Source organism: Lysobacter enzymogenes, assembly GCF_900106525.1.
Lineage (GTDB): Bacteria > Pseudomonadota > Gammaproteobacteria > Xanthomonadales > Xanthomonadaceae > Lysobacter > Lysobacter enzymogenes.
Genome location: NZ_FNOG01000013.1, coordinates 59,307 through 82,646, shown reverse-complemented (window position 1 = coordinate 82,646; position 23,340 = coordinate 59,307). Strand labels below are relative to the sequence as shown.

Genomic DNA, 23,340 nt, shown 5'->3' with positions numbered 1-23,340 from the left:
GTGGATCAGCCGTTGCGGCTGAAGCTGCTTATTTCTGGGGCATCCTTGACCCACCCCGCGCAGATCATTGCAGCAATGGAAATCAAGATTCAAGTCACATCGATAGCGGGACATAAATCGCGTGACTTGCTTTGATCCCTGCAGTCGGAAAAAGCAGGATTCGATGCGCCGATCGCTGATCAGCAGCCAAAAAAAACCGTCGCCTCGACCGCGAGGCGACGGGGATCCACACAACGAAACTGTCCGGCGCCGTGCGCCGCGGTATCGCTCAAACCAGCGCCGCATCCTCGTCGCTGGGCGTATCGTCGCGCCGCGCCGGCGCGGTGTCGGCCTTGGTCGCGGTGCGCGCCTTGCCCGGGCGCTTGCCGCTGTTGTCGACCGCCTCGGCGATGGCTTCGATCGCTTCCACCACCGGCACCGCGATGGTGCGCGGTTCGCCGGCTTCCTTGGCCAGGCCGTGGGCGAGCGCGGCTTCGGCTTCCTCGGAGGCCTTGCGGAAGCGCTTGGCGTCGGGGCACAGCACCTGCATGTAGTCGGCGTCGAAGTTCAGCCGTTCGACCAGGAAATCGACGAACGCGCGGACCTTCGGCGACTGCACCTGGCCGCGCGGGAACACCGCGTTGAATTCGTACTCCGGGCCGGTCCAGCCGGCCAGCACGCGCTGCACGTAGCCTTGTTCGGCGAAGGCCTTGACGGTGACGTCGGCGGCCAGCATCAACGCTTCGCCGCACAGCAGCGCGCCGCGCAAGGGGCCTGGGTCGTTGGCGACCATGACCGGGTCGATGACGTAATCGACGGTGCGCTCGCCGTCGCTGAGCGGCCACACGTATTCGTTGTTGCTGCGCCGCGACTTGGGCATGGCCAGGGTGCGGTGGTGGCGCAGGTCGTCGGGATGCAGCGGTTCGCCGTGGCGCGCCAGGTAGTTCGGGCTGGCGTAGATCTGGGTGCGGAACACCGCCAGCTTGCGCGCGATCAGGTTCGAATCCGGCAACGCGCCCACGCGCAGGGCGACGTCGATGCCCTGGTCGATCATGTCGACGGTTTCGTTGCTGAGGTTCATCTCCACCCGCACTTCCGGATGGCGGGCGTGGAATTCGCCCAGCAGCGGCGCGATCCAGGTGATGCCGACCGAATACGGCGCGGTGATGCGCAGCCAGCCGCGCGGGCCGCCCTGCAACTGGCCGACCGCGCTTTCGGCCTCGTTGAGTTCGCGGGCGATGCGCTGGCAGTGCTCGAAGTAGACGTTGCCGGCTTCGGTCAGGCCGAGCTTGCGCGTGGTGCGGTGCAGGAGCTGCGCGCCCAGGCGCGTTTCCAGTTCCTGGACTTTGCGGCTGACCGTGGTCTTGGGCAGGCGCAGGGCCTGCGCGGCGGCGATGAAGCTGCCGCTTTCGACCACCTTGACGAAGATCAGCGTGTCGTTGAGATCGTGAGCCACGGGGGTTGGACTCCTGGTTCGATGGCTGGAACGCAGCGCCGCAGACCCGGGGTCGGCAAGCGATTGTGTTCGAACGCGAGACGGAAGTTGTATCGATATGTACGTGCAGCGATGAGGCGTGGCGCGCTGCGGCCGCGCGCCGGAACGGGTGGCGTCGTCGCGCGGACTGCGGCGCGGCGGCCGGCGTGGAGCCGGCGAATCCTTTGCGGTTGGCGCCCGCCGGCTCCTGCCGGCGCGGTGGATCGTTGCGGTGTCGGTAGTTCGTCGGGTGACGGCTGTCACCGGCGTGGATTGATCGCCTCCACTGCCGCCGTCCGGGGCGAACGCCGAAAGTAGCCCCGTCGTGCGATGCCCTGCGCGGCGGCCCCCCTTCGCAGGATCGGGGTTGGGGCGCGTCCGCCGGCCTTCAAGGGGGGCGGAACCGGGATTGGACCGTTGCCGGGACAATTATTCCCTGAATCCCGGGCTAATCAAGACCCGTTCGCGTCTCTAACCTGTGCCGCACATCGTCACGAGGTCCCCCCGCCATGTTGACCCCACGCCAAGCCAGGTACGCATTTTTGCCAGTCATGTCGGTGGCCATGTCCGCCCTGATCGGGCTGGCCGTGGTCGTGTTCCGCCAAGGCCTCGCCCAGGGCGCCGAAGAAGCCTGGATGCTGGCCTGGGTGCTGGCCTTCACCATCGCCCTGCCGGCCGCCATGTTGTTGATGCCGGCGGTCGGCGCCGTGCTCGCGCACTACACCCGGGATGACAAGCGTCACGGTATCGTCCCGGTTGTGGGAGGGAAAGTCCCAGGGACGGGACAATGAAAGCCCCTTTGGTTGTACTCGGTGCCACCGGCGGCGTCGGCCGCGGGGTCGTGCAGGCCGCGATCGACAGCGGCCGCCCGGTCATCGCGGTCGCGCGCAGCTCCAGCGAACTCAAGGCGCTCAAGTCCGGCTACCCCGACGCCGACCTAAGCGTGGTGACCGGCTCGGTCGCCAACGATGCCGCCGGCGCTAAGCTCGCGCGCGCCCTGCGCAAGCTCGGCCGCCCGCTGGCCGGCGTGGTCGCGGCGGTGTGCGGCAGCGCCGAGCGCGGCCGCCTGCTCGACAACCCGGCCGAGTTCCTGCGGCGCAAGCTCGACGAGGACCTTCTCCCCCACCTCGCCGCGGCCCGCCACCTGCTGCCGCTGCTGGCCGAACGCGACCGCGGCGGCACCTACGTGCTGATCGGCGGCCCCGGCAGCGAGCACCCCTGGGCCGGTTACGGCCACCGTTCGATCGGCGCCGCCGCGCTGCGCATGCTCGCCCGCGTGCTGCACGACGAAGCGCGCCAGCTGGCGGTGCGGGTGCAGTTGCTGGCCGTGGACACGCCGGTGTGCACCGAGTTCAACCAACGCCATTCCTGCCCCGAATGGCCGAGCGCCTTGTCGGTCGGCCAGCGCGCGATGGCGCTGATCGATCACGACATCAGCGAAGAGCCGCCGCGCCCGATCGTGCCCTACGCGCTGCGCGCGCCGGCGCCGGCGCTGCTGCCGCCGCGGGCGCGCCCCCCTTCCGCGCCCGCCAGCCGCGTCGCCGACGCAACGCCCGCCAGCCCCGCCCCGAGTCCCACCGCTTCCCCTACTACCAGCCCGCTTTCTGCCAGCAAGCACGCCGTACCCAAGACGGTCCCGCTTCAGACAGTTCCGCTCCCAGCTGCCGCCGCAACCGCGCAAGAACCGGACTGTGCGTCCGACGACAAGAGCCAACGATGTCTGCTCGACGCGCGCGCCCTGCTGAAGTCGCTGACCGCACCGAATCCCAAACAGGAACCCACCCCCCGATGAGCACCCATCACTTCTCCGTCCGCTCCGGCAAGCCCGGCGTCGGACTTTCCGTGCTCGCGTTGACCGCGAGTCTCGTCATCGCCCTGGCCGCCGTCGGTTGCGGCAGCCAAGCCGCTCCGCATGAAGGCGGCGCGCCGCCGCCGCCGGAGGTCAGCGTCGCCCAGGTCCTGAGCAAGCAGGTCCGGCAGTGGGACGAGTTCACCGGCCGGGTCAGCGCGCCCGAATCGGTCGAGCTGCGCGCCCGCGTCAGCGGTTACGTGGATCGCGTCGCTTATAAGGAAGGCCAGGACGTCAAGAAAGGCGACCTGCTGTTCGTGATCGACCAGCGCCGCTACCGCGCCGAGCTCAACCGCGCCCAGGCCGAACTGGAACGCGCGCGCGCCGAAGCGCGCCTGGCCCAGACCCAGGACAAGCGCGCCCAGACCCTGGTCGAGGCCAAGGCGATCTCGCGCGAAGAATTCGAGACCCGCCGCGCCGCCAGCACCCAGGGCGACGCCGCGGTGCGCGCGGCCGAAGCCGCGGTCGCCTCGGCCCAGCTCGACCTGACCTTCACCGAAGTGCGCTCGCCGATCGACGGCCGCGCCCTGATCACCACCGGCAATCTCGCCTCGGCCGATCAGACCGTGCTGACCACGGTGGTCTCGCAGAACCCGATGTACGTGTACTTCGAAGCCGACGAGCAGACCTACCTGCGCTACAACGACCTGGCCCGCAAGGGCGAGCGTTCCGGCGACAAGAACCCGGTCAAGATCGGTCTGGCCGGCGAGAGCGGCTACCCGCATGCCGGCACCGTCGACTTCACCGACAACCAGCTCGACTCCAACACCGGCACCATCCGCGCCCGCGCGGTGGTGCCGAACGAAGAGCGCGTGCTGACCCCGGGCCTGTTCGCGCGCGTGCAGCTGGAAGGCAGCGGCCAGTTCAAGGCGATGCTGGTCGACGACAAGGCCGTGCTGACCGACCAGGACCGCAAGTACGTCTACGTGCTCGGCTCGAAGAACGAGGCGGTGCGCAAGGACGTGGTCCTCGGCCGCATGATCGACGGCCTGCGCGTGGTCCAGTCGGGCCTGGCGCCGGGCGACAAGGTCATCGTGCACGGCGTGCAGAAGGTGTTCTTCCCGGGCATGCCGGTGCAGCCCAAGACCATCGCCATGGGCGCGCCGGCACCGGCGCCCGCGGCGCCGGGCGCGGCGGCCGGGGCCTTGTGAGGCAGGTCGAGCGGTATCTGCGAACCGCGTAGCCCTCCTACCGTCGTCCCCGCGAAGGCGGGGACCCAGGGCTGTTCGGGCGAGAACGTTTGAAGTCTCCGGGTTCCCGCGTTCGCGGGAATGACGAGCAAGAGCGACTGGCCCGATCCGGTTCAAAAGCAATCAAAGGCCGGCCCGAACCCACGGGCCAGGCCGGGGACCCATGCGGCTCATCGCCGCACCAAGGAATCCGTCATGGACTTTTCCAAGTTTTTCATCGACCGGCCGATCTTCGCCGCGGTGCTGTCGATCGTGATCTTCGCCGCCGGCCTGATCGCGATTCCGATCCTGCCGATCAGCGAATATCCCGAAGTGGTGCCGCCCTCGGTGGTCGTGCGCACGGTCTATCCGGGCGCCAACCCCAAGGTCATCGCCGAAACCGTCGCCACGCCACTCGAAGAAGCGATCAACGGCGTCGAAGACATGATGTACATCAAGTCGGTCGCCGGTTCCGACGGCGTGCTGGTCACCACCGTGACCTTCCGCCCCGGCACCAACGCCGACGATGCCGCCGTGCGCGTGCAGAACCGGGTCAGCCAGGCGCTGGCGCGACTGCCCGAAGACGTGCGCCGCCAGGGCGTGACGACGCAGAAGCAGTCGCCGGTGTTCCTGATGGTGGTGCACCTGACCTCGCCCAACGGCAAGTACGACACGCTGTATCTGCGCAACTACGCCCGCCTGCACGTCAAGGACAACCTGGCGCGCCTGTCGGGCGTCGGCGACGCGCAGATCTTCGGCGGCGGCGACTACGCCATGCGCGCCTGGCTCGACCCGGACAAGATCGCATCGCGCGGCCTCACCGCCGGCGACGTGGTCCGCGCCATGCGCGAGCAGAACGTGCAGGTCTCCGCCGGCCAGCTCGGCGCCGAGCCGATGGCCAACAGCAGCGACTTCCTGACCCTGATCAACGCCCAGGGCCGCCTGCGCGACCAGAAGGAATTCGGCGAGATCGTGCTCAAGCGCGGCGAAGACGGCGAAGTGGTGCGGCTGTCCGACGTCGCCCGTCTGGAACTGGGCGCCGGCGACTACAGCCTGCGTTCGTAGCTCGACGGCAAGAACGCGGTCGGCATCGGCATCTTCCAGGCGCCGGGCGCGAACGCGCTGCAGATCCAGGAACAGGTCATCGACACGATGAACCGCCTGTCCAAGTCGTTCCCGGAAGGCATCAAGTACGAAGCGGTGTACGACACCACCATCTTCGTGCGCGACTCGATCAAGGCGGTGGTCTCGACCCTGCTGGAAGCGGTGCTGCTGGTGGTGCTGGTGGTGATCTTGTTCCTGCAGACCTGGCGCGCTTCGATCATTCCGTTGATCGCGGTGCCGGTGTCGGTGGTGGGCACGTTCTCCGCGCTGTACCTGCTGGGCTTCTCGATCAACACCCTGAGCTTGTTCGGATTGGTGCTGGCGATCGGCATCGTGGTGGACGACGCGATCGTGGTGGTGGAAAACGTCGAGCGCAACATCGAAGAAGGCCTGAGCCCGCTCGACGCGGCGCACCAGGCGATGAAGGAAGTGTCCGGCCCGATCGTGGCGATCGCGCTGGTGCTGTGCGCCGTGTTCGTGCCGATGGCGTTCCTGTCGGGCGTGACCGGCCAGTTCTACAAGCAGTTCGCGGTGACCATCGCCATTTCCACGGTGATCTCGGCGATCAACTCGCTGACCCTGTCGCCGGCCCTGGCCGCGCGCCTGCTCAAGCCGCACCACGCGCCCAAGGACGCGCCGACCCGCCTGATCGACCGTCTGTTCGGCTGGCTGTTCCGTCCGTTCAACCGCTTCTTCAAGACCAGCTCGGAGAAGTACCAGAGCGCGGTCTCGCGCACCCTGGGCAAGCGCGGCGCGGTGTTCGTGGTCTACGCGGTGCTGCTGGTGGCCACCGGCTTCATGTTCAAGATCGTGCCGGCCGGCTTCATCCCGCTGCAGGACAAGCTGTACCTGATCGCCGCGGTCAAGCTGCCTGAAGGTTCCTCCATCGCCCGCACCGACGCCCTGCTGAGCAAGGTGACCGACGTTGCGATGAAGACCGAAGGCGTGCAGCACTCGATCGCCTTCCCGGGCCTCAACGCGGTGCAGTTCACCAACACGCCCAACACCGGCGTGGCGTTCCTGCCGCTCAAGCCCTTCAGCGAGCGCAGCCGCAGCGCGGTGGAGATCACCGCCGAACTGAACCAGAAGATCGCCGGCTTCCAGGAAGGCTTCACCTTCGCGCTGATGCCGCCGCCGATCCTCGGCCTGGGCAACGGCGCGGGCTATCAGATGTTCATCCAGGACCGCAACAACCTGGGCTACGGCGCGCTGCAGAACGCGGTCAGCGCGTTCCAGGGCACGATCATGCAGACCCCGGGCATGGGCTACGCCAACAGCACCTACCAGGCCAACGTGCCGCAGCTCGACGCCGAAGTCGACCGCGTCAAGGCCAAGGCGCAGGGCGTGCCGCTGACCGAGCTGTTCGATACGCTGCAGACCTACCTGGGCTCGGCCTACGTCAACGACTTCAACCAGTTCGGCCGCACCTGGCAGGTCATCGCCCAGGCCGACGGTTCGTTCCGCGACAGCGTCGAGGACATCGCCAACCTGCGCACCCGCAACGACCGCGGCGAGATGGTGCCGATCGGTTCGATGGTCACCATCAAGCAGACCTTCGGCCCCGACCCGGTGCTGCGCTACAACGGCTACCCGGCCGCCGACATCGCCGGCGACGTCGACCCGCGCGTGATGTCTTCGGCGCAGGCGATGGACGTGGTCAAGGACGTGGCCGCCAAGGTCCTGCCCAACGGCATGGAGATCGAGTGGACCGACCTGAGCTACCAGCAGGCCAGTCAGGGCAACGCGGCGATGATCGTGTTCCCGCTCGCCATCCTGCTGGCGTTCCTGGTGCTGGCCGCGCTGTACGAAAGCTGGACCCTGCCGCTGGCGGTGATCCTGATCGTGCCGATGTGCATGCTCTCGGCCCTGCTCGGCGTCAAGCTGACCGGCGGCGACAACAACGTGTTCGTGCAGGTCGGCCTGGTGGTGTTGATGGGCCTGGCCTGTAAGAACGCGATCCTGATCGTCGAGTTCGCCCGCGAGCTGGAACTGCAGGGCAAGGGCATCGTCGAATCCGCGCTGGAAGCCTGCCGCCTGCGTCTGCGTCCGATCGTGATGACCTCCATCGCCTTCATCGCCGGCACCGTGCCGCTGGTGCTGTCGCACGGCGCCGGCGCCGAGGTCCGCTCGGTCACCGGCATCACCGTGTTCGCCGGCATGCTCGGCGTGACCCTGTTCGGTCTGTTCCTGACCCCGGTGTTCTACGTGGCGCTGCGCAAGATGGTCGGCAACAAGCTGGTCTCGCACGGCGACCACCACAATGTTTCGGAGACCGTCCATGCGTAATTTGAAGCTCCCCGCGGTCGCGTTGCTGACGCTCGCGTTGGCCGCCTGCGCGGTCGGTCCGGACTATGTCCGGCCGACCCTGGCCACGCCGGACGCGTTCGCCCGCGCCGACGCGCAAGCGGCCACCGACGGCACCGCCGCGCCGGATCCGGCCGCCGAGTTCTGGCAGAACTTCAACGACCCGGTGCTCACCCACCTGGTCGAGGAGTCGCTCAGCGCCAACCACGACCTGCGCATCGCCCTGGCCAACTACGACCGCGCCAACGCGCTGTTGCGCGGCGCCAAGTTCGACCGCTTCCCGACCATCACCGGCAGCGCCAGCGGCAGCGATACCCGCTCCAGCAGCGACCAGATGCCGGGCGTGGACAACCGCGGCCGCGACAACGAAAGCTACAGCGCCCAGGCCAACGTGAGCTGGGAGCTGGACGTGTTCGGCCGGGTGCGCCGCAACGTCGAGTCGCAGCGCGCCGACACCTGGGCCAGCGCGGCCGACCTGCAGGCCATGCAGGTGTCCATCGTCGGCGAAGTGGCGCGCAGCTACGTCGAGCTGCGCGGCCTGCAGGAACGTCTGCGGGTCGCGCGCGAGAACGCCGAGAACCAGACCGAAACCCTGCGCCTGGTGCAGGCGCGCTTCGACGCCGGCCGCGGCACCGAGTTCGACACCTCGCGCGCGCGCGCCCAGCTCGAAGCGACCTTGGCGCGGGTGCCGAACCTGGAAGCCCAGGTCGCGGTCACCCAGCACCGCCTCGCGGTGCTGACTGGGCAGACGCCCGATGCGCTGATCGCCGAGCTCGATCAGGCGACGCCGCTGCCGGCGCTGCCGGCGCGGCTCGATGCCGGCACGCCGGGCGACCTGCTGCGCCGGCGTCCCGACGTCGCCGCCGCCGAGCACCGCCTGCACGCGGCCACCGCGCGCATCGGCGTGGCCACCGCCGATCTGTTCCCGCGCTTCACCCTGTCGGGGCTGATCGGTTCGCAGGCCATCGACACCAGCGCGCTGTTCGAACGCGCCAGCGAAACCCGCCTGGTCGCGCTCGGCATCGACTGGTCGTTCCTCGACATTGGCCGGGTGCGTTCGCGGATCAAGGCCGCCGACGCCACCGCCGAGGGCGAGCTGGCGCGCTATCAGCAAAGCGTGCTGCTGGCGCTGGAAGACACCGAGAACGCGTTGGTGCGTTATGCCCGCGCGCGGGTCGAGGACCAGCACCTGGAACGCGCCGCGCAGGACAGCCTCAAGGCCGCCAAGCTCGCGCGCGTGCGCTACGAGGCCGGCGCCGCCGACCTGTTCGAAGTGCTCGACGCCGAACGCACCCAGCTGCAGGCGCAGGACGCTTTCGCCGACGGCCGCACCCGCTCGGTCACCGGCGCCATCGCTCTGTACAAGGCGATGGCCGGCGGTTGGCCGGCGCGCGAGCCGGTGCGCGAAGGCGTGGCGCGCAACTGAGGTAAAGGGATCCGGGCGTGGGGTCCGGGAGACGGCAACGCAGCGTTTGCGCCGCGATACCGCTTTCCGGTTTCCCACGCCCACCCCCGCTTTCCAGACCGACGACCCCGGCCTGCGGCCGGCCCCTCCCCCTCTCTCCGCCGCAGGCCGCTCGTCGGTTTTTTTGATCGCCGCCGGCGCGACCGCACGGTCGCGCCGGCCCACCAGAATCGATTCGCCCGGGACGCGCGGCGCGTTCCTCGCGGTGGGGCTCGCCCCGCGCGTCCCGGGCGGTCGGTTCCTGGCTAAGTCGCGGCCGCGCAGGCCGCGACGCCGCATTCCTCGGTCCGACGGGCCGGTCGTAGCGGCAATGCGCGGGCGGCCACGGGTTCCGGCCGCCGCGCAGCGCGCAGGCGCGACTGGTAGCGCGCCCGCGCCGCAGCCGCTGCGGCCGACTCGTCGGCTTTTTCCCGCATTCCGATCGCGCGGCACCGTTCGGTGCCTGCTTGGCCCGGGCGCTGACGATAAGATCCCGGCATCGATCGAAGAAACGGATGCCGCCCGGATGAGTCGCGAACTTTTATGGACGGCGCGCGAGTACGCACGCGGCGAGGTGCGGGCCCAGGATTGATTCATCGCCGCCTGGAAACGCGAGCGCGACAACGGCGCGTTGGTGGCCGACGATCCGGCGCTGAGCCTGGCGCTCTCCGACATCTTCTGCGTCGCCGACAACTACGACCCGGACAGCGACCGTGGATGCGAAGAGTTCGATGACGCCGCACTGTTGAACGAGGTGCACAAGATCCTGGCGCGACTGGACGCCGCAAGCGACGGCCCGGTGCGATACGAGTGAAATCCGCCGTCCGTCGCTCGCGCAGGGGCGGACGCGACGACCGTTACCCGCCGACCTGCGCCACCCAGTGGTCGAGGTTGTAGTAATTGGTCACCCGCTGGATCTTGCCCTCGCGGATCTCGAAGAACGCCCCGCCCGGCAGCACGTACTTCTGCCCGCGCGCGTCCGGCAGGCCCGGGTCGGTGACCGCGTATTCGCCGTGCACCACATACTCCGCCGCCGCGCGCGTCCCGTCCGGCGAGGCCATCACCACGATGTCGCGCAGTTGTTCGCGGTAGTGCCGCGACATCCGCTGCAGGAACGCCGCGAACGCGTCGCGGCCGGTTTCGCGCGCGCCCTGGTTGAGGTCGTGGATCACCTCGTCGCCGAGCGTGGCGAGCATGCCGTCCCAATCGCCGCGGTTGAAGGCGGCGTAGTAGGACAGCACCAGTTCGGTGGCCAGATCGTGGCGGCGGGGGCTTTCGGTCATCGTCGATCGTCCTGCGTTGCGGGGCAGGCGCATGATCGCGCATTCGCGTCGGCGCGACGAGACGGCGCAGCGTGCGCAGCCTTTGTGGGAGGGCCTTCAGGCCCGATGCTCTTCGCTGCGAAGCTACGAGGCGAGCTGAGCCAAAAGCATCGGGCCTGAAGGCCCTCCCACAAACGCGCACGGCCCGGCGGTGCGAGCGCCGGGCCGTGTTCTGATCTCAGCTATCTGAGGTCGGACGAGCGCGGTGGGACCGGCTCGTCAGATCGCTATCGTCAAATCCGCACCATCGCGCGCTGCCGCTGGCGCAGCAGGCTGATCGTCAGCACCGCCGCCAGCAGCGCGGTGGTGACCACGAAGATGCCCACGCCCAGGTAGCCGCCGCTGACGCCGCCGGCGGCGGCCGCGCTCTTGTCCGGGATGAAGCTGGCCGCGAGCATGCCGGTGTAGTGCATGCCGCACACCGCCACGCCCATCACCAGCGCGCTGCCGAGCATCTGGCCCCAGCCGCGCAGGTTGAACGCCAGCCACAGCGCGACGATCGAGGCGACCACGGCGATCGCGCCGGAGGCCACCAGCAGCGTGCTGTTGTAGACGGTGTCGGCCGGCATCACCATCGCGGCCATGCCGGCGTAGTGCATGCCGGTCACGCCCAGGCCCATCAGCACGCCGCCGACGATCAGCTTGCCCCAGTTGAAGACGCCGCTGCCGGCGATGGCCAGGCCGGCCATGCACGACACCACCGCGATCACCGCCGAGCCCAGGGTCACGGGCAGGTCGTAGGTGACTTCCACGTTCATGCGGCAGGCGAGCATGGCGATGAAGTGCATCGCCCAGATCGCGCCGCCGCCCATGGCGATGCCGGCGGCGGTGATCGCGCGCCAACGCGCCGCGCCGGTCGAGCCCGGAATGGCGATGGCCAACTGCAGGGCGGTGAACGACCCCAGCACCGACACCACATAGGACAGGATGACGAGCAACGGGTCGTGGACGCATTGGATTGCTTGGTCGAGCGGCATGGCGAACCCCCTGGTGGATGGGTTGTAAGGCAGGGATGAACAGCAATCGGCCGCCCGAGCGCCGTCCCGCGCCAAGGCGACATCCCACGCCGGCGCGTGCGTCGGCGCGTGGCGCCGCGGCGATCCCGGCCGCGGCGGTCGACCGGTCTGTCCGGTCAGGTTTCGAATTCGAACCGGCAGGTCTCCGCGCCGGTGTTGCGGCACTGGCTTTCGACCACCCGCACGCTGCCGCCGTGCTGGCCTTCGAGCAGGCCGCCGAGCATGCCGCGCAGGAAATGGCAGCACTCGCCATGTTCGCCGCGATGGCAGAAGGGGCTGTTGCGCACGCGCAAGACGTCGTCCTGCAGCTCGGCCTGGACCAGCTGGCGCATCGCCGGCAGGGCGATGCGGCGCACCGAGTCGCCCAGCGGCAACTGTCCGCCGAGCGCGAAGTCGCGCTTGTAGACCCAGGCGCCGACGCGCTGGCCGATGTAGCGCAAGGTCGATTCGCGCTGGGCCGGCGGCAGCTCGCGCTCCAGCGCGACCAACTGCAGCAGGATGTTGGGATAGTTGCGGGCCAGCTGCGGCAGCAGCGTTTCCACCCGTTGCAGGTCGATCGGCGCGGCCCCGGCGGGCGCCGGCGCGGCCTGCGCGGCCGGCGCTGGCGCCGGTGTCGCGACGGGCGGCGCATGGCCGTCGCCGTGGCCGTTGTGGCCGTTGGCGCGCGCGACCGGCGGCGGCGCGCTCGGCGCGCCTTCGTAGGGCGAGGCTTCGAAGCTCTGCACCAGGTGATGGGTGCCCAGCTTCTCTTCCAGCACCAGCAATTGGTCGGCCGGCCCGCGCACCACCATCACCAACACCACGCCTTCGTCGCTGTTGAGCATGCGCTGGCGCAGCAGGGTGAATCCGTTGGCGATGACGACCTGACCCAGGGCCAGCAGCAGGCCGTCGCGGCGCTCGGAAACCACGCGAAACTCGACATCCACCATGCAGAACTCCCCTGGCCTGTGCACGGGTCGGTATCGCCCGGATGGGGCGGTCCGCGCGGCATGACAGGGACTGGCGCGCGATGGCGCATCGTGCCAGTTGCGTTAACAAAAAACACTAACGCAGATCACAGAAAAGCCCTGGTTTTGAGGCTTTTTATGCGGCGCGTGTACCTGCTCTCAACGTGCGCCGCATAACAAACGCAAAGCGAATACGGAACCGGTCACGAGGCCTGCGCGGCGAACCAATGCGCCGCCTGATCGAGGTCCACATTGCCGCCGGAGACGATCAGGCCGACGCTGCGTCCGGCGAACAGGTCGCGATGCGCGAGCACCGCCGCCAACGGCACCGCGCCGGAGGGTTCGACCACCAGCTTCATGCGCTCCCAGATCAGCCGCATCGCCGCGATCGCCTGGGCGTCGTCGACCAGCAACACCTCGCACACGTGTGAGCGAAGGATAGGAAAGGTGAGCGTGCCCAGTTCCGCGCGCAGCCCGTCGCAGACCGTGTCGGTGGCGCGGCCGGTGATGCGCCGGCCTTCGGCGAGCGAGTCGTGGGCGTCGCGCGCGCCCAGCGGTTCGGCGCCGTAGACCGCGATGGCGGGGTCGCCGCCGTGCGCGGCGATGGCGGTGCCCGAGAGCAGGCCGCCGCCGCTGACCGGCGCGATCACCGCGTCCAGGCCGGGCGCGGCGGCCATCAGTTCCAGGGTCGCGGTGCCCTGCCCCGCGATCACCCGCGGGTCGTTGAACGGATGCACCAGCACGCCGCCGGTGTCGGCCAGCACCTGCGCGGTCGTTTCGTCGCGCGCGGACTGCGCCGGTTCGCAGAACACGACGTCGGCGCCGTAGGCGCGGATCGCGGCGAGCTTGACCTTGGGCGTGTTGTGCGGCGCGACCACGGTGGCGCGCGCGCCGCGCAGGCGCGCGGCCAGGGCGATGGCGCCGCCGTGGTTGCCCGAGCTCTGGGTGACGATGCCGCGCGCGGCCTGCTCGTCGCTGAGCGAGAACACCGCATTGCAGGCGCCGCGGAACTTGAATGCGCCGCCGCGCTGCAGGTTTTCGCATTTGAAATGCAGCCGGCAGCCGGCCAGTTCGTCCAGCGCGCGCGAGGTCAGCACCGGGGTGGCGTGCGCGTGCGGCGCGATGCGCGCGGCCGCGGCGAGGATGTCCGCATACGCGGGGGCGTCGGCGAGCGCGACGGCGTCGAGGGTCTGGGTGTCGTGGGCGTTCATCGCGCAAGCGTAGCGCAGCCGGCGCGCGCGCAGCGTGCGCGGCACGGCGGGCGCGACGGCGGCGCTGTCCGCGTCGCGACGCCGTTCGCGAATCTGCGATCCCGACTTGCGGATCAGTCGTGCCGCAACGCCGCGATCGGATCCAGCCGCGCCGCCTGCCGCGCCGGATACACGCCGAACGCCAGCCCGACCGCCGCGCAGAAGGTCGCCGACAGCAGCACCGGAATCGGCGCCCACGCCACCTGCCAGCCGGCGAACGCGGCGATCAGATAGGCCAGCAGCACGCCGAACAACAGCCCCAGCGCCGCGCCGCTCACGCAGATCACCGTCGCCTCGCGCAGGAACTGCGCGACCACGTCGCGCCGGCGCGCGCCCAGCGCGCGCAGCAGGCCGATCTCGCGCCGCCGCTCCAGCACGTTGGCGAGCATGATGTTCATGATGCCGATGCCGCCGACCAGCAGGCTGACCCCGGCGATCGCGCCCATCACCACGCGGAAGATGCGTTGGGTCTTCTGGTGCTGCTGGAACAACTGCTGCGGCACCACCAGGCGGAAGTCGGCGCTGCCGGCGTGGCGCTGGCCCAGCACCGTCGACAGCACCCGCGCGCCGGCCGCCAGTTGCGACGGGTCGGACAGGCGCAGCAGGAAGCGGTCGACCTCGTCTTCCTGCGGATTGAACTTGAACCGCGCCCGCGCGCTGGCCAGCGGCACGTATACGCGGTTGCTCTCCAGACCGAGCTGCACGCCTTCGAATTGATCCTTGCTCAGGTCGCGGTCGGCGAGCACGCCGACGACCTGCAGCCACACGTGGTTGACCTTGAGATCGCGGCCGAGCGGGTCGACTCCGGGAAACAAGTCGGCCGCGGCCTGATGGCCGAGCACCGCGACCGCCGCCAGCGCGCGGTCGTCGTCGGCATTCAGCGCGCGGCCCTTGGCCACGCGCAGCGACGACAGTTCGAAATAGTCCGGGCTCACGCCGCTGGCCTGCGCATCGCTGTGGCCGCTGTCGCTGAACACCGAATGGGTGCGGATGGGTTTCTCGGCGGCGTAGCGCTGCGCGCCTGGCACCACCGCCAGCGCCGCGTCGGCGTCGGCCAGGCTCAGGCCGAGGCTGCGCGCGCGGATCTCGCGCAGGCTGTTCTCGTCCTGCTGCAATTTGGCTTCGGCGATGAGGTTGTTCAGGCCCAGGCTTTCGACCAGGCGCAGCGCCTCGCGCCGGCTGCCCTCGCCCACCGCCTGCATCGCCACGATCGCGCCGACGCCGAAGATCAGGCCGAGCAAGGTCAGCAGCGTGCGCAGCCGGCGCCGCCACAGTTCCTCGACCGCTTCGCGCCAGATCGGCGGCAGCCAGCCCAGCGCGCGGTTCACCGCGCCACCGCCCGCGCCGGCTGCGGCTTGGCCGCTGCGTTCTTTTCCTGATGCTCGGCCGCATCCTTGGCCGCGTCTTCGGCCTTGGCGGTGGGCGCGTCGATCGCGCCGGCCTCGGCCAGCAGCACCTGCTCGCCCTCGTTCAAACCCGAGAGCACCTGCGAGCGCGCCGGCCCGCGCACGCCGAGCTTGACCGCGCGGCGCTGGAACCCTGCGCCGTCGCGCACGCGCACGCGCACGTAGTCGCGGCCGTCGTCGCTGTCGACCGCGACGTTGGCCACGCTGAGCGCGCGCGGCGCGTCCAGCAGCACCACCCGCGCTTCCAGCTGCTGGCCCGGCACCAGCTTGTAGCGCGCGATCGCTTCGGCCGGAATCGGCGCCTTCATGCTCAGATACTTCACCGGGCTTTGTTGGTTGCGCACCTTGGCCGCGCTGGCGACCCAGGACAGTTTGCTGACGATCTTCTGTTGCGGCCGGCCGACCGGGAACATCTCCACCGCATTGCCGACCCGCACGCCCTGCGCTTCGATCTGCGGCAGGCTCAGCTCCAGTTCCATCGCCGAAGCGTCGGGCAGGCTGCCGTAGTCGAAGCCGGCGCGCAGGGTCGCGCCGACGTTGGCCTTGTCGCCCTGCCAGTTGGTCGCCAGCATCAGCACGCCGTCGTTGGGCGCGCGCAGCTCCAGCGCATCCAGATCGGACTGGCGCGCCTTGGCGGCGATATCGAAAGTCGCGCGCTGGGCGTCGAGCACCGCCAGCTCGGCGCCGCCGCGCACGCCGGACTGGCCGCGCTGCCATTGCAGGATGTCCTGCTTGGCGGTGAGGAAGCTGCGGTCCTGCACCGCGTCGAGCACTTCGTTGCGCGCCAGCGTGCTGAGGTCGGCGCTGGCGTAGCGCTCGGCGATCGCCAACTGCACCGCGACCTGGGCCAGATCGACCGCGACCTTGCTCTGCGCCGTGTCCAGGTCGCCCTGCTTGGCCGCGCGCGCCAGTTGGTTGCGCTGCAGGTCGATCAAGGTCTGGGCGAGTTCTTGCTTGCCTTGGTCGGCGGAGAAGCGTGCGATCAGGTCGCCCTTCTTGACCGCGCTGCCTTCCGGCAGCATCCATTCGACCTGACGCGCGGCCCAGTTGCGGCCCGGTACGTTGAGCGGCGTGGCCTTGGCCGACTTGAGTTCGCCTTCGCCGCGCACGCTCAGGCGCAGCGGCGCCGGCGCGACGGTTTCGGTCGCGGCCGGCGCGATCTCGCCCGAGCAAGCGGCCAACCAAAGAGGCAGCACCACCCAGCCGCCGCATCGCAGCAGAAACCACGTAGCGCGAGCGCCGCTTTTCATTTGCCGGCTCCCGACGCCGCAATCTCCACCCGCACCGCCTGCCCCGGCCGCAGCGGCGCGCGCGGATCGTCGAGCTGCACGTCCAGGTCCAGCACCGGCACCGGCTGTACCTGCGATTTGCTGCGCACCGCGCGCCCGACCGAGGCGACCTTGCCGCGCACCACGCTGCCCGCGCCGCCCTCGACCACGATCCGCACCGGCGCGCCGACCTTGACCTGGCCCAGATCGCGCTCGGCCAGTTCGGCGCGCACCGCCAGCGTGCTCATGTCGGGAATCTCGGCCACGGTCTGGCCGACCCACACCTGCGAGCCGACATCGAATTTCTCGCCCTCGAAATTGCTCCGGTGCATCATCAGCCCGTCGCGCGGCGCGGTCACTTCCATCGCCTGCTGCGAGCGTTGCAGGCGGTCGACGTCGGCCTGCAACTGATCGCGCTCGGACGCCAGCAGGCGCCGCTCCTGCCGGCGCTGCTCGGCCGAGAGCGTCTCGCGCTTGCGCGCCAGTTCGAACTTGCGCTCGGCCTGTTGGCGCGCCACCACCAGCTTGCGGTACTCGACCCCGGCGATCAGCTCGGCCGGTTGCTCGGTCTTGCGCTTGGCCTTCTCCAGCGCGGCCTGCGCTTCGGCCGTGGCCAGGCGTTCGGTGCGTTCGCGGTCGGCCAGTTCCAGGTCGAGCTTCTGCAGCTCGCTCTGCTTTTCCTTGAGCTGGCTGCGCTTTTCGGTGAGTTGCTTGATCACGTCGCTGCTGTCGAAGCTGATCACCGCCTGGCCGCGCTTGACCGGCGCGCCGTCGGGCGCGAGCTGGGTGATGCTGAACTGCCACATGCGCTCGATGTTCGGCGGCATCAGCGCCGAGGAGCGGCGCGCATAGACCTCGCCGTCCACGCGCAGCGGTGTGGCGGCGCCGGCGGCGGCGCACGCGCAGGCCAGCGCAAGCGCGGCGACGATAGCGGCGGCGCGGCTCATCGGCGCGCTCCGGCCGCGGTCACCCGCACGCTCATGCCCGGCAGCAACGCCAGGCCGTGGCCGTTCGGCAAGTCGATATCGACAGTGAAATAGCGCCCGTCGCCCCACTCGGGCTTGCGGTCGGGCGCGCCGGCGATCGCGCTGATGCGCCCGCGCAGTGCGCGCTTGGGCAGCGCGTCGAAGCTCAGCTGCACGTCCTGGCCCACGCGCAGGCCGGGGCGGTCGGGCTCCAGCGCCCACGCGCGCACCTGCATCGCGCCGCCGCTGCCGACCACTTCGCCGGCCTTGCTGCCGGGCATGGTCGAGCTGCCTTCGTCGATGCGCCCGCCGATCCAGTTGTTGTTGAAGCCGTGCAGAACCACGCCGTCGCGCTCGGCGCGCACTTCCGACTGGCGCAGCAGCGCGGCGTAGTAGTCGCGCTGCACGCCGAGCTTGCGCGTTTCCAGTTCGCCGTCTTGGCGCCGGCGCGCGACCGCGGCGCGCGCGGCGTCGAGCAGTTCGCGCTTGAGCCGCTGCTCGCGCGTGGTCTTGTCCAGTTCGCCCTGGTGGCGGTCGTAGTCGAGCTGCGAGATCAATCCGCGCGGAATCGCCGCCTCGATCTTGGCCGTGGCCAGCGCGGCGTCGGCTTCGGCCAGGGCGACTTCGGCGTCGACCGCTTTGACTTCCAGCTCGGCCAATTCCTTGGCCGACTTGGCCCGCGCCTGTTCGATCTTGGCGTCGAGCTCGGGAATCTGGGTGCCGGCCTGGCCCGGATCGATGCGCAGCACCACCTGGCCGGCCTTCACCGCCTGCCCTTCCGGCACGAAGTAACGGATCGACACCGGCGCGGTATTGGCCTGCGGCGTGTAGATCTGCTGCGCGCCGACCGAGCGCACTTCGCCGGTCAGCACCACCGCGCCCGCGGCCGGCGCCGCCAGCGCCAGCGTGGCGGCCAGGGCGAGCGTCGCGATGCAGGCGGCCATGCGCTCAGGCCGCCCAGTCATGCGCGCTGTCCAGTTCGACCTTGCCGTCGTGCAGGCGCACCTCGCGCGGCGCGCGCGCGGCCAGGTCGCGGTCGTGGGTCACCAACACCACGGTCTGGCCGCCGGCGTGGACTTCGCCGATCAGGTCGAGCACGTCGGCCGCGCTCTTGGAATCGAGATTGCCGGTGGGTTCGTCGGCCAGCAGCAGCGCCGGCTGCAGCAGCAGCGCGCGGGCGATCGCGGCGCGTTGCTGCTGGCCGCCGGACAGCTCGCTGGGCCGGTGGCTGCTGCGTTCGCCCAGCCCTACCCGCGCCAGCAGTTCGCGCGCGCGCTGCGGCGCGTCCGCCGGCGGCTGGCGATGGAAGCGCAGCGGCAGCAGCACGTTCTCCAGCAAGGTCAGCCGCGGCAGCAGATGGAAGCTTTGGAACACGAAGCCGATGCGGCGGTTGCGGATGTCGCTGGCGGCCTCGTCGTCGAACTCGGCGACGTCGCGGCCTTCGATCAGGTAGCGGCCGCGGGTCGGGCGGTCCAGGCAGCCCAGGATGTTGAGCAGGCTCGACTTGCCCGAACCGGAGGCGCCGGTGATGGCGACGAACTCGCCCGCACCGATCTTCAGGTCCACCCCGGCCAATGCATTCACCGCCTGGCCGTTCATTTCATAGCGACGATGGACCGCATCCAATTCGATCATCGATAACCGGGCCGGGAGAAGAGAGAAGAGCGGCGCGCGGACGTCCGCCGCGCGAGCGCTGCCGTGTCGTTGCGACCCGGCGCGCCCGCTGAAGGTTCCCGCGCCGACGCGGGTCGGCGCAATCCCCTATTTGTCAGAATTTGTGCCGGCGGCCGCGCCGGCCTCGTCCGGCGGCGCCGCGCGAGGGCCTGTCCGCGCGCGCCCGCAGGCAACGATTCATGAACCAGGAATGTGAACCCGTACCGCAATCGCGCAGGTCTTCATCGATAGTTTATGGATCGACCCGCCAGGTGTTTCGGTCGCGGAACGGGCGCAGGCGCATCGGATGCGCGCCGCACAGCGTTATCCGGCCCGGCCGGCCCGCGTTGCGGTTGGACCCTCGGATCGATCGGCCACGACAGCCGCCCGCCACCCGGACGCAGCCGCGCCCGGCCCACCACGACGCTCCATCACAGGGGAAACTCCCATGCGCAAACTCTTGGTCTGTCTGGCTCTGAGCCTGGTCCTGCTCACCGGCTGCGAGCCGCCGGATGTGATCCCCACGGCCAAGCAGGCGGTTCCCCACTTCGATCTGAGCGACAACGCGGCCCAGGCCGAACAGGCCTGAAACTGACATTTGCGGGTCGGCCGAGTTAAGCCCGAGTTCAATGCTTCAGGCAGACTCTGAAACCCTATCCGGGGGGTCTGCCATGATCCGCAAACTGACAATTCCGCTTCTCGCAGCCGGCCTGCTGGCCGGTTGCGTCTCCGACTACACCGTCCGCGGCGGCGGTGGGCCGGGCTCGTACTATTACGGCCGGCCGAGCGTCGACTACAACTACTACGGCAACTACTACGGGCCGGGCTACGGCTATTACCCGTACGGCGAGTCGTACCGCTTCCGCTACGGCGGCGGCTATTACGGCAATCCGTACTACGGCGGTTACGGCGGCTATCCGTACTACTACGGCTATCCGCGCTACTACTACCCCAACCGCCCGGGCCGGCCGCACCAGCCCAACCCGCCGTCGAACCACAATCCGCCGCCGCGCAGCGACGGCGGCCTGCCGTGGCGCGACACCCGCCCGGTCGGCGGCGGCGCCTGGGGTCCGCGCAATCCGGGCGGCAGCATGCCGCAGCCGCGTTCGACGCCGCAGCCGCAAATGATGACGCCGCGCGCCCCGGCCATGCCTTCGGCGCGCCGCGACGGTGGCCGCGCCTGGCGCGACGTGGAGCGCTGATCCGGCTGAATCCGCTGAACCGGACACCGGCCGTCGGTCGTTTACGACCGCTCAAGACACCACAAGGGGCCTACGGGCCCCTTTTTCGTCGGAACTGGAACGGTGCGCACTTGCGTTCCTGACGGAGTGACAGCAATCTACCGCTACTGACCGCTTACGTCGCATTTGGACGTTTTCGGTAAGCACAGGCTTCTATGTCGGCGCCTGGCGAGGAATCACGGATCCCCCCTGTTCCGTCCCCGTCAGGCGTCGGCGCCCATTCCGCTCCGCATCGCGGACGCGACCGAAAAGCGCGCGTATCTACGCGCGCTTTTCTTTTTGTTTCAAAGGGTTGCGGCGAAAGCCCGGAACGGGCGCCGCGGTCGCCGCGTGGGCGCGGCACAGGCCGGCGAAGGCCAAAACGCAGACAATAAAAAGGGGCCGAATGTCCCCCGACATTCGGCCCCCGGCTTCCCCCGCGAGCGCTTGGCCAGCCCCTGTTCCAATTCCAGCCGGCGTCTAGCGCCTGCCCCGCAAGGTGCATGAATAACTCAAGCATGAACTGTGCCAACTTCAGGCGTGGGGATGGCGGGCGAGGGAAGGCACGGCGGCCCGTGGAACCGACCTGACGGCCCGCTCGACCGGAGCGTGCGAAAATACGGCCCGCGCTGCGGCCGGCCGTTGCCGAGCCCGCCCCCGACTCCCTTCTTCCGAATCCGCTCCCGTGTCCGACTCCTTCTACCAATTCGACGTCATCGTGGTGGGCGGCGGCCATGCCGGGACCGAGGCCGCGCTGACCGCCGCGCGCGCCGGCGCCCGCACCCTGCTGCTGACCCATTCGATCGAAACCGTCGGCGCGATGAGCTGCAATCCGGCCATCGGCGGCATCGGCAAGGGCCATCTGGTCAAGGAAATCGATGCGATGGGCGGGGTCATGGGCCGCGCCGCCGATGCCGCCGGCATCCAGTGGCGTCGGCTCAACGCCAGCAAGGGCCCGGCCGTGCGCGCCACCCGCTGCCAGGCCGATCGCGCGCTGTACCGCGCCTTCATCCGCCGCGCGGTCGAGGGCCAGCCGGGGCTGAGCCTGTTTCAGGCTGCGGTCGACGACATCGAATTCGACGCCGGCCGCGTCACCGGCGTGGTCACCCAGACCGGCCTGCGCTTCCGCGCGCCGGCGGTGGTGCTGACCGCCGGCACCTTCCTTGCCGGCAAGGTCCACGTCGGCCAGACCACTTATGCCGCCGGCCGCGCCGGCGACCCGCCGGCGACCGCGCTGGCCGTGCGGCTGCGCGAAGGGCCGTTCGTGGTCGACCGGCTCAAAACCGGCACGCCGCCGCGCATCGACGGGCGCAGCCTGGATTACTCGGTGATGGAGGAGCAGCCGGGCGACGATCCACGTCCGGTCATGTCCTTCATCGGCAGCGCGGCCGACCATCCGCGTCAGGTCTCGTGCTGGATCACCCACACCAGCGAGCAGACCCACGAGATCATTCGCGGCGCGCTCGACCGCTCGCCGCTGTACACCGGCCAGATCGAGGGCATCGGCCCGCGCTACTGCCCCTCGATCGAGGACAAGGTGGTGCGCTTCGCCGAGAAGGCCAGCCACCAGATCTTCGTCGAGCCCGAAGGGCTGGAGACGTTCGAGATCTATCCCAACGGCATCTCGACCTCGCTGCCGTTCGACGTGCAGCTGGCGCTGGTGCGCTCGATCCGCGGTTTCGAGAACGCCCACCTGACCCGGCCGGGCTATGCCATCGAATACGACTTCTTCGACCCGCGCGGGTTGAAGAGCACGCTGGAGACCAAGTCCGTGGCCGGGCTGTTCTTCGCCGGCCAGATCAACGGCACCACCGGCTACGAAGAGGCGGCCGCGCAGGGCCTGCTGGCCGGGCTCAACGCGGCGCGGTTCGTGCGCGGCGTCGAAGGCTGGAGCCCGCGCCGCGACCAGGCCTATCTGGGCGTGCTCGTGGACGACCTGATCACCCACGGCACCAGCGAGCCCTATCGCATGTTCACCTCGCGCGCCGAGTACCGCCTGCAACTGCGCGAGGACAACGCCGACCAGCGGCTGACGCCGGTGGCGCGCGAGATGGGGTTGGTGGACGACGCGCGCTGGGGCCGGTTCGAACGCAAGCTCGACGCGGTGGAGCGCGAAACCGCGCGCCTGGGCGCGGTGTGGGCGGCGCCGAACAATGCGCTGGGGCGCGAGCTGGCGCAGACGCTGGGCATCGAGGTCAGCCGCGAGAGCAGCGCGCGCGACCTGCTCAAGCGGCCGGAGCTGGATTACGCCAAGCTGATGCAGGTGGCGTCGCTGGGCCCGGGCGCGAGCGACGCCGAGGTGGCCGAGCAGGTCGAGATCGGGGTCAAGTACGCCGGTTACCTGGACCGCCAGCGCGAAGAGATCGAGCGCCAGCAGCGCAACGAGAACACGCCGATTCCCGAAGATTTCGACTACGCCGCGGTGCGCGGCCTGTCGGCCGAAGCGCAGCAGAAGCTCGAACGCGTGCGGCCGCAGACGGTTGGGCAGGCGCAGCGCATTCCGGGCATGACGCCGGCGGCGATCTCGCTGCTGCTGGTGCACCTCACGCGCGCGCGGCGTTCGCGGGTGGCGTGAGCGGGACGGGGCGCCCAAGGCGTTCTTTCCCGACGAATCGATGCGGCGGTTCCGACTGTAGGAGCGACGCGAGTCGCGACTGCGGCAATACGGCTGCGTCGCAAGGTTCGCCGTAGTTGCGTGTTCGCGGTCGCGGCTTGCGCCGCTCCTACAGGTAGCCGCCGCGAGGGCGGCGCGACTGGGTTTCGTTGTGGCTGATGCAGCTCACGCGCGTGCGGCGTTCTCGCCGGGCGAATCGATATTGCGATTCCGACTGTAGGAGCGACGCGAGTCGCGATTGCGGCAATACGGCTGCGTTGTAAGGTTCGCCGTAGTTGCGTTGTCGCGGTCGCGGCTTGCGCCGCTCCTACAGGTAGCCGCTGCGAGGGCGGCGCGACTCGGTTTCGTTGTGGCTG

Annotated in this window: 18 protein-coding genes and 2 pseudogenes; 10 read left to right on the top strand and 10 right to left on the bottom strand. The window is 69.7% G+C overall.

Annotated features, from left to right (window positions below; all coding sequences use genetic code 11):
* Complete coding sequence (locus BLU84_RS27980; protein WP_267889200.1) at positions 1–135, top strand: hypothetical protein; 135 nt, start codon at positions 1–3, stop codon at positions 133–135.
* 337 nt (positions 136–472) lie between these two features.
* On the opposite strand, the pseudogene BLU84_RS24050 reads toward BLU84_RS27980, so the two are convergent.
* Positions 473–1,435 (bottom strand): annotated as a pseudogene (locus BLU84_RS24050) (LysR family transcriptional regulator); the annotation flags it as partial.
* Between the two features lie 527 nt (positions 1,436–1,962).
* Between BLU84_RS24050 and BLU84_RS24045 the strand changes: the two are divergent.
* The 6 genes and pseudogenes from BLU84_RS24045 (at position 1,963) to BLU84_RS24020 (ending at position 10,137) form a co-directional block, all read left to right on the top strand.
* A complete protein-coding gene (locus BLU84_RS24045; protein ID WP_074873234.1) occupies positions 1,963–2,244 on the top strand; it encodes a DUF2798 domain-containing protein in 282 nt (93 codons plus the stop codon).
* Positions 2,241–3,245 carry an SDR family NAD(P)-dependent oxidoreductase gene (locus tag BLU84_RS24040; protein WP_083383074.1) on the top strand — a complete coding sequence of 335 codons (1,005 nt, stop codon included), beginning with the start codon at positions 2,241–2,243 and terminating at the stop codon, positions 3,243–3,245. The genes BLU84_RS24045 and BLU84_RS24040 overlap by 4 nt, the downstream gene beginning before the upstream one ends.
* Entirely contained in the window at positions 3,242–4,453 is a 1,212-nt protein-coding gene (locus tag BLU84_RS24035; protein ID WP_074873228.1) for an efflux RND transporter periplasmic adaptor subunit, read from the top strand. Before BLU84_RS24040 ends, BLU84_RS24035 begins: the two co-directional genes overlap by 4 nt.
* Positions 4,454–4,687: 234 nt before the next feature.
* Positions 4,688–7,861, top strand: a pseudogene (locus tag BLU84_RS24030) (efflux RND transporter permease subunit).
* Positions 7,854–9,305, top strand: a complete 1,452-nt coding sequence (locus BLU84_RS24025; RefSeq protein ID WP_074873224.1) for an efflux transporter outer membrane subunit — start codon at positions 7,854–7,856, stop codon at positions 9,303–9,305. Before BLU84_RS24030 ends, BLU84_RS24025 begins: the two are co-directional and overlap by 8 nt.
* 613 nt (positions 9,306–9,918) lie before the next feature.
* Positions 9,919–10,137: a colicin immunity domain-containing protein gene (locus tag BLU84_RS24020; protein ID WP_083383073.1), complete on the top strand. Its 219-nt coding sequence runs from the start codon at positions 9,919–9,921 to the stop codon at positions 10,135–10,137.
* Positions 10,138–10,180: 43 nt separating this feature from the next.
* Here BLU84_RS24020 and BLU84_RS24015 read toward each other — a convergent pair whose 3' ends face one another.
* From BLU84_RS24015 to BLU84_RS23975, 9 genes are all read right to left on the bottom strand, one after another.
* Positions 10,181–10,606, bottom strand: coding sequence for a ketosteroid isomerase-related protein (locus BLU84_RS24015; RefSeq protein ID WP_074873221.1), 426 nt, complete (start codon positions 10,604–10,606; stop codon positions 10,181–10,183).
* Between the two features lie 272 nt (positions 10,607–10,878).
* Complete coding sequence (locus tag BLU84_RS24010; RefSeq protein ID WP_074873220.1) at positions 10,879–11,622, bottom strand: MHYT domain-containing protein; 744 nt, start codon at positions 11,620–11,622, stop codon at positions 10,879–10,881.
* A 155-nt stretch (positions 11,623–11,777) separates the two neighbouring features.
* Positions 11,778–12,590, bottom strand: a complete 813-nt coding sequence (locus tag BLU84_RS24005; RefSeq protein ID WP_074873218.1) for a V4R domain-containing protein — start codon at positions 12,588–12,590, stop codon at positions 11,778–11,780.
* 221 nt (positions 12,591–12,811) lie between these two features.
* On the bottom strand, positions 12,812–13,819 hold the full coding sequence (locus tag BLU84_RS24000; RefSeq protein WP_074873289.1) for a pyridoxal-phosphate dependent enzyme: 1,008 nt from the start codon (positions 13,817–13,819) through the stop codon (positions 12,812–12,814).
* 113 nt (positions 13,820–13,932) lie between these two features.
* Entirely contained in the window at positions 13,933–15,186 is a 1,254-nt protein-coding gene (locus BLU84_RS23995; RefSeq protein WP_233431219.1) for an ABC transporter permease, read from the bottom strand.
* Complete coding sequence (locus BLU84_RS23990) at positions 15,183–16,514, bottom strand: efflux RND transporter periplasmic adaptor subunit (RefSeq protein ID WP_211664600.1); 1,332 nt, start codon at positions 16,512–16,514, stop codon at positions 15,183–15,185. Before BLU84_RS23990 ends, BLU84_RS23995 begins: the two co-directional genes overlap by 4 nt.
* Positions 16,511–17,479, bottom strand: coding sequence for an HlyD family secretion protein (locus BLU84_RS23985; protein ID WP_074873212.1), 969 nt, complete (start codon positions 17,477–17,479; stop codon positions 16,511–16,513). The genes BLU84_RS23990 and BLU84_RS23985 overlap by 4 nt, the downstream gene beginning before the upstream one ends.
* Positions 17,476–18,462 (bottom strand): HlyD family secretion protein, encoded by a 987-nt coding sequence (locus tag BLU84_RS23980; protein WP_083383072.1) that lies wholly within the window; start codon positions 18,460–18,462, stop codon positions 17,476–17,478. Before BLU84_RS23980 ends, BLU84_RS23985 begins: the two co-directional genes overlap by 4 nt.
* On the bottom strand, positions 18,446–19,132 hold the full coding sequence (locus BLU84_RS23975) for an ABC transporter ATP-binding protein (protein WP_074873205.1): 687 nt from the start codon (positions 19,130–19,132) through the stop codon (positions 18,446–18,448). Before BLU84_RS23975 ends, BLU84_RS23980 begins: the two co-directional genes overlap by 17 nt.
* A 466-nt stretch (positions 19,133–19,598) precedes the next feature.
* Between BLU84_RS23975 and BLU84_RS27385 the strand changes: the two genes are divergently transcribed.
* From BLU84_RS27385 to mnmG, 3 genes are all read left to right on the top strand, one after another.
* Positions 19,599–19,739 carry a hypothetical protein gene (locus tag BLU84_RS27385; RefSeq protein WP_170849239.1) on the top strand — a complete coding sequence of 47 codons (141 nt, stop codon included), beginning with the start codon at positions 19,599–19,601 and terminating at the stop codon, positions 19,737–19,739.
* 82 nt (positions 19,740–19,821) lie between these two features.
* Positions 19,822–20,352 (top strand): hypothetical protein, encoded by a 531-nt coding sequence (locus tag BLU84_RS23970; RefSeq protein ID WP_074873202.1) that lies wholly within the window; start codon positions 19,822–19,824, stop codon positions 20,350–20,352.
* Between the two features lie 703 nt (positions 20,353–21,055).
* Positions 21,056–22,945 carry a tRNA uridine-5-carboxymethylaminomethyl(34) synthesis enzyme MnmG gene (mnmG, locus tag BLU84_RS23965; RefSeq protein WP_074873199.1) on the top strand — a complete coding sequence of 630 codons (1,890 nt, stop codon included), beginning with the start codon at positions 21,056–21,058 and terminating at the stop codon, positions 22,943–22,945.
* Positions 22,946–23,340 lie beyond the last annotated feature (395 nt).

Coding starts and splice junctions, on each gene's coding strand:
- BLU84_RS24045 (WP_074873234.1), top strand. CDS start 1,963: ATGTTGACCCCACGCCAAGCCAGGTACGCATTTTTGCCAGTCATGTCG.
- BLU84_RS24040 (WP_083383074.1), top strand. CDS start 2,241: ATGAAAGCCCCTTTGGTTGTACTCGGTGCCACCGGCGGCGTCGGCCGC.
- BLU84_RS24035 (WP_074873228.1), top strand. CDS start 3,242: ATGAGCACCCATCACTTCTCCGTCCGCTCCGGCAAGCCCGGCGTCGGA.
- BLU84_RS24025 (WP_074873224.1), top strand. CDS start 7,854: ATGCGTAATTTGAAGCTCCCCGCGGTCGCGTTGCTGACGCTCGCGTTG.
- BLU84_RS24015 (WP_074873221.1), bottom strand. CDS start 10,606: ATGACCGAAAGCCCCCGCCGCCACGATCTGGCCACCGAACTGGTGCTG.
- BLU84_RS24010 (WP_074873220.1), bottom strand. CDS start 11,622: ATGCCGCTCGACCAAGCAATCCAATGCGTCCACGACCCGTTGCTCGTC.
- BLU84_RS24005 (WP_074873218.1), bottom strand. CDS start 12,590: ATGGTGGATGTCGAGTTTCGCGTGGTTTCCGAGCGCCGCGACGGCCTG.
- BLU84_RS24000 (WP_074873289.1), bottom strand. CDS start 13,819: ATGAACGCCCACGACACCCAGACCCTCGACGCCGTCGCGCTCGCCGAC.
- BLU84_RS23990 (WP_211664600.1), bottom strand. CDS start 16,514: ATGAAAAGCGGCGCTCGCGCTACGTGGTTTCTGCTGCGATGCGGCGGC.
- BLU84_RS23985 (WP_074873212.1), bottom strand. CDS start 17,479: ATGAGCCGCGCCGCCGCTATCGTCGCCGCGCTTGCGCTGGCCTGCGCG.
- BLU84_RS23980 (WP_083383072.1), bottom strand. CDS start 18,462: ATGACTGGGCGGCCTGAGCGCATGGCCGCCTGCATCGCGACGCTCGCC.
- BLU84_RS23975 (WP_074873205.1), bottom strand. CDS start 19,132: ATGATCGAATTGGATGCGGTCCATCGTCGCTATGAAATGAACGGCCAG.
- BLU84_RS27385 (WP_170849239.1), top strand. CDS start 19,599: ATGCGCAAACTCTTGGTCTGTCTGGCTCTGAGCCTGGTCCTGCTCACC.
- BLU84_RS23970 (WP_074873202.1), top strand. CDS start 19,822: ATGATCCGCAAACTGACAATTCCGCTTCTCGCAGCCGGCCTGCTGGCC.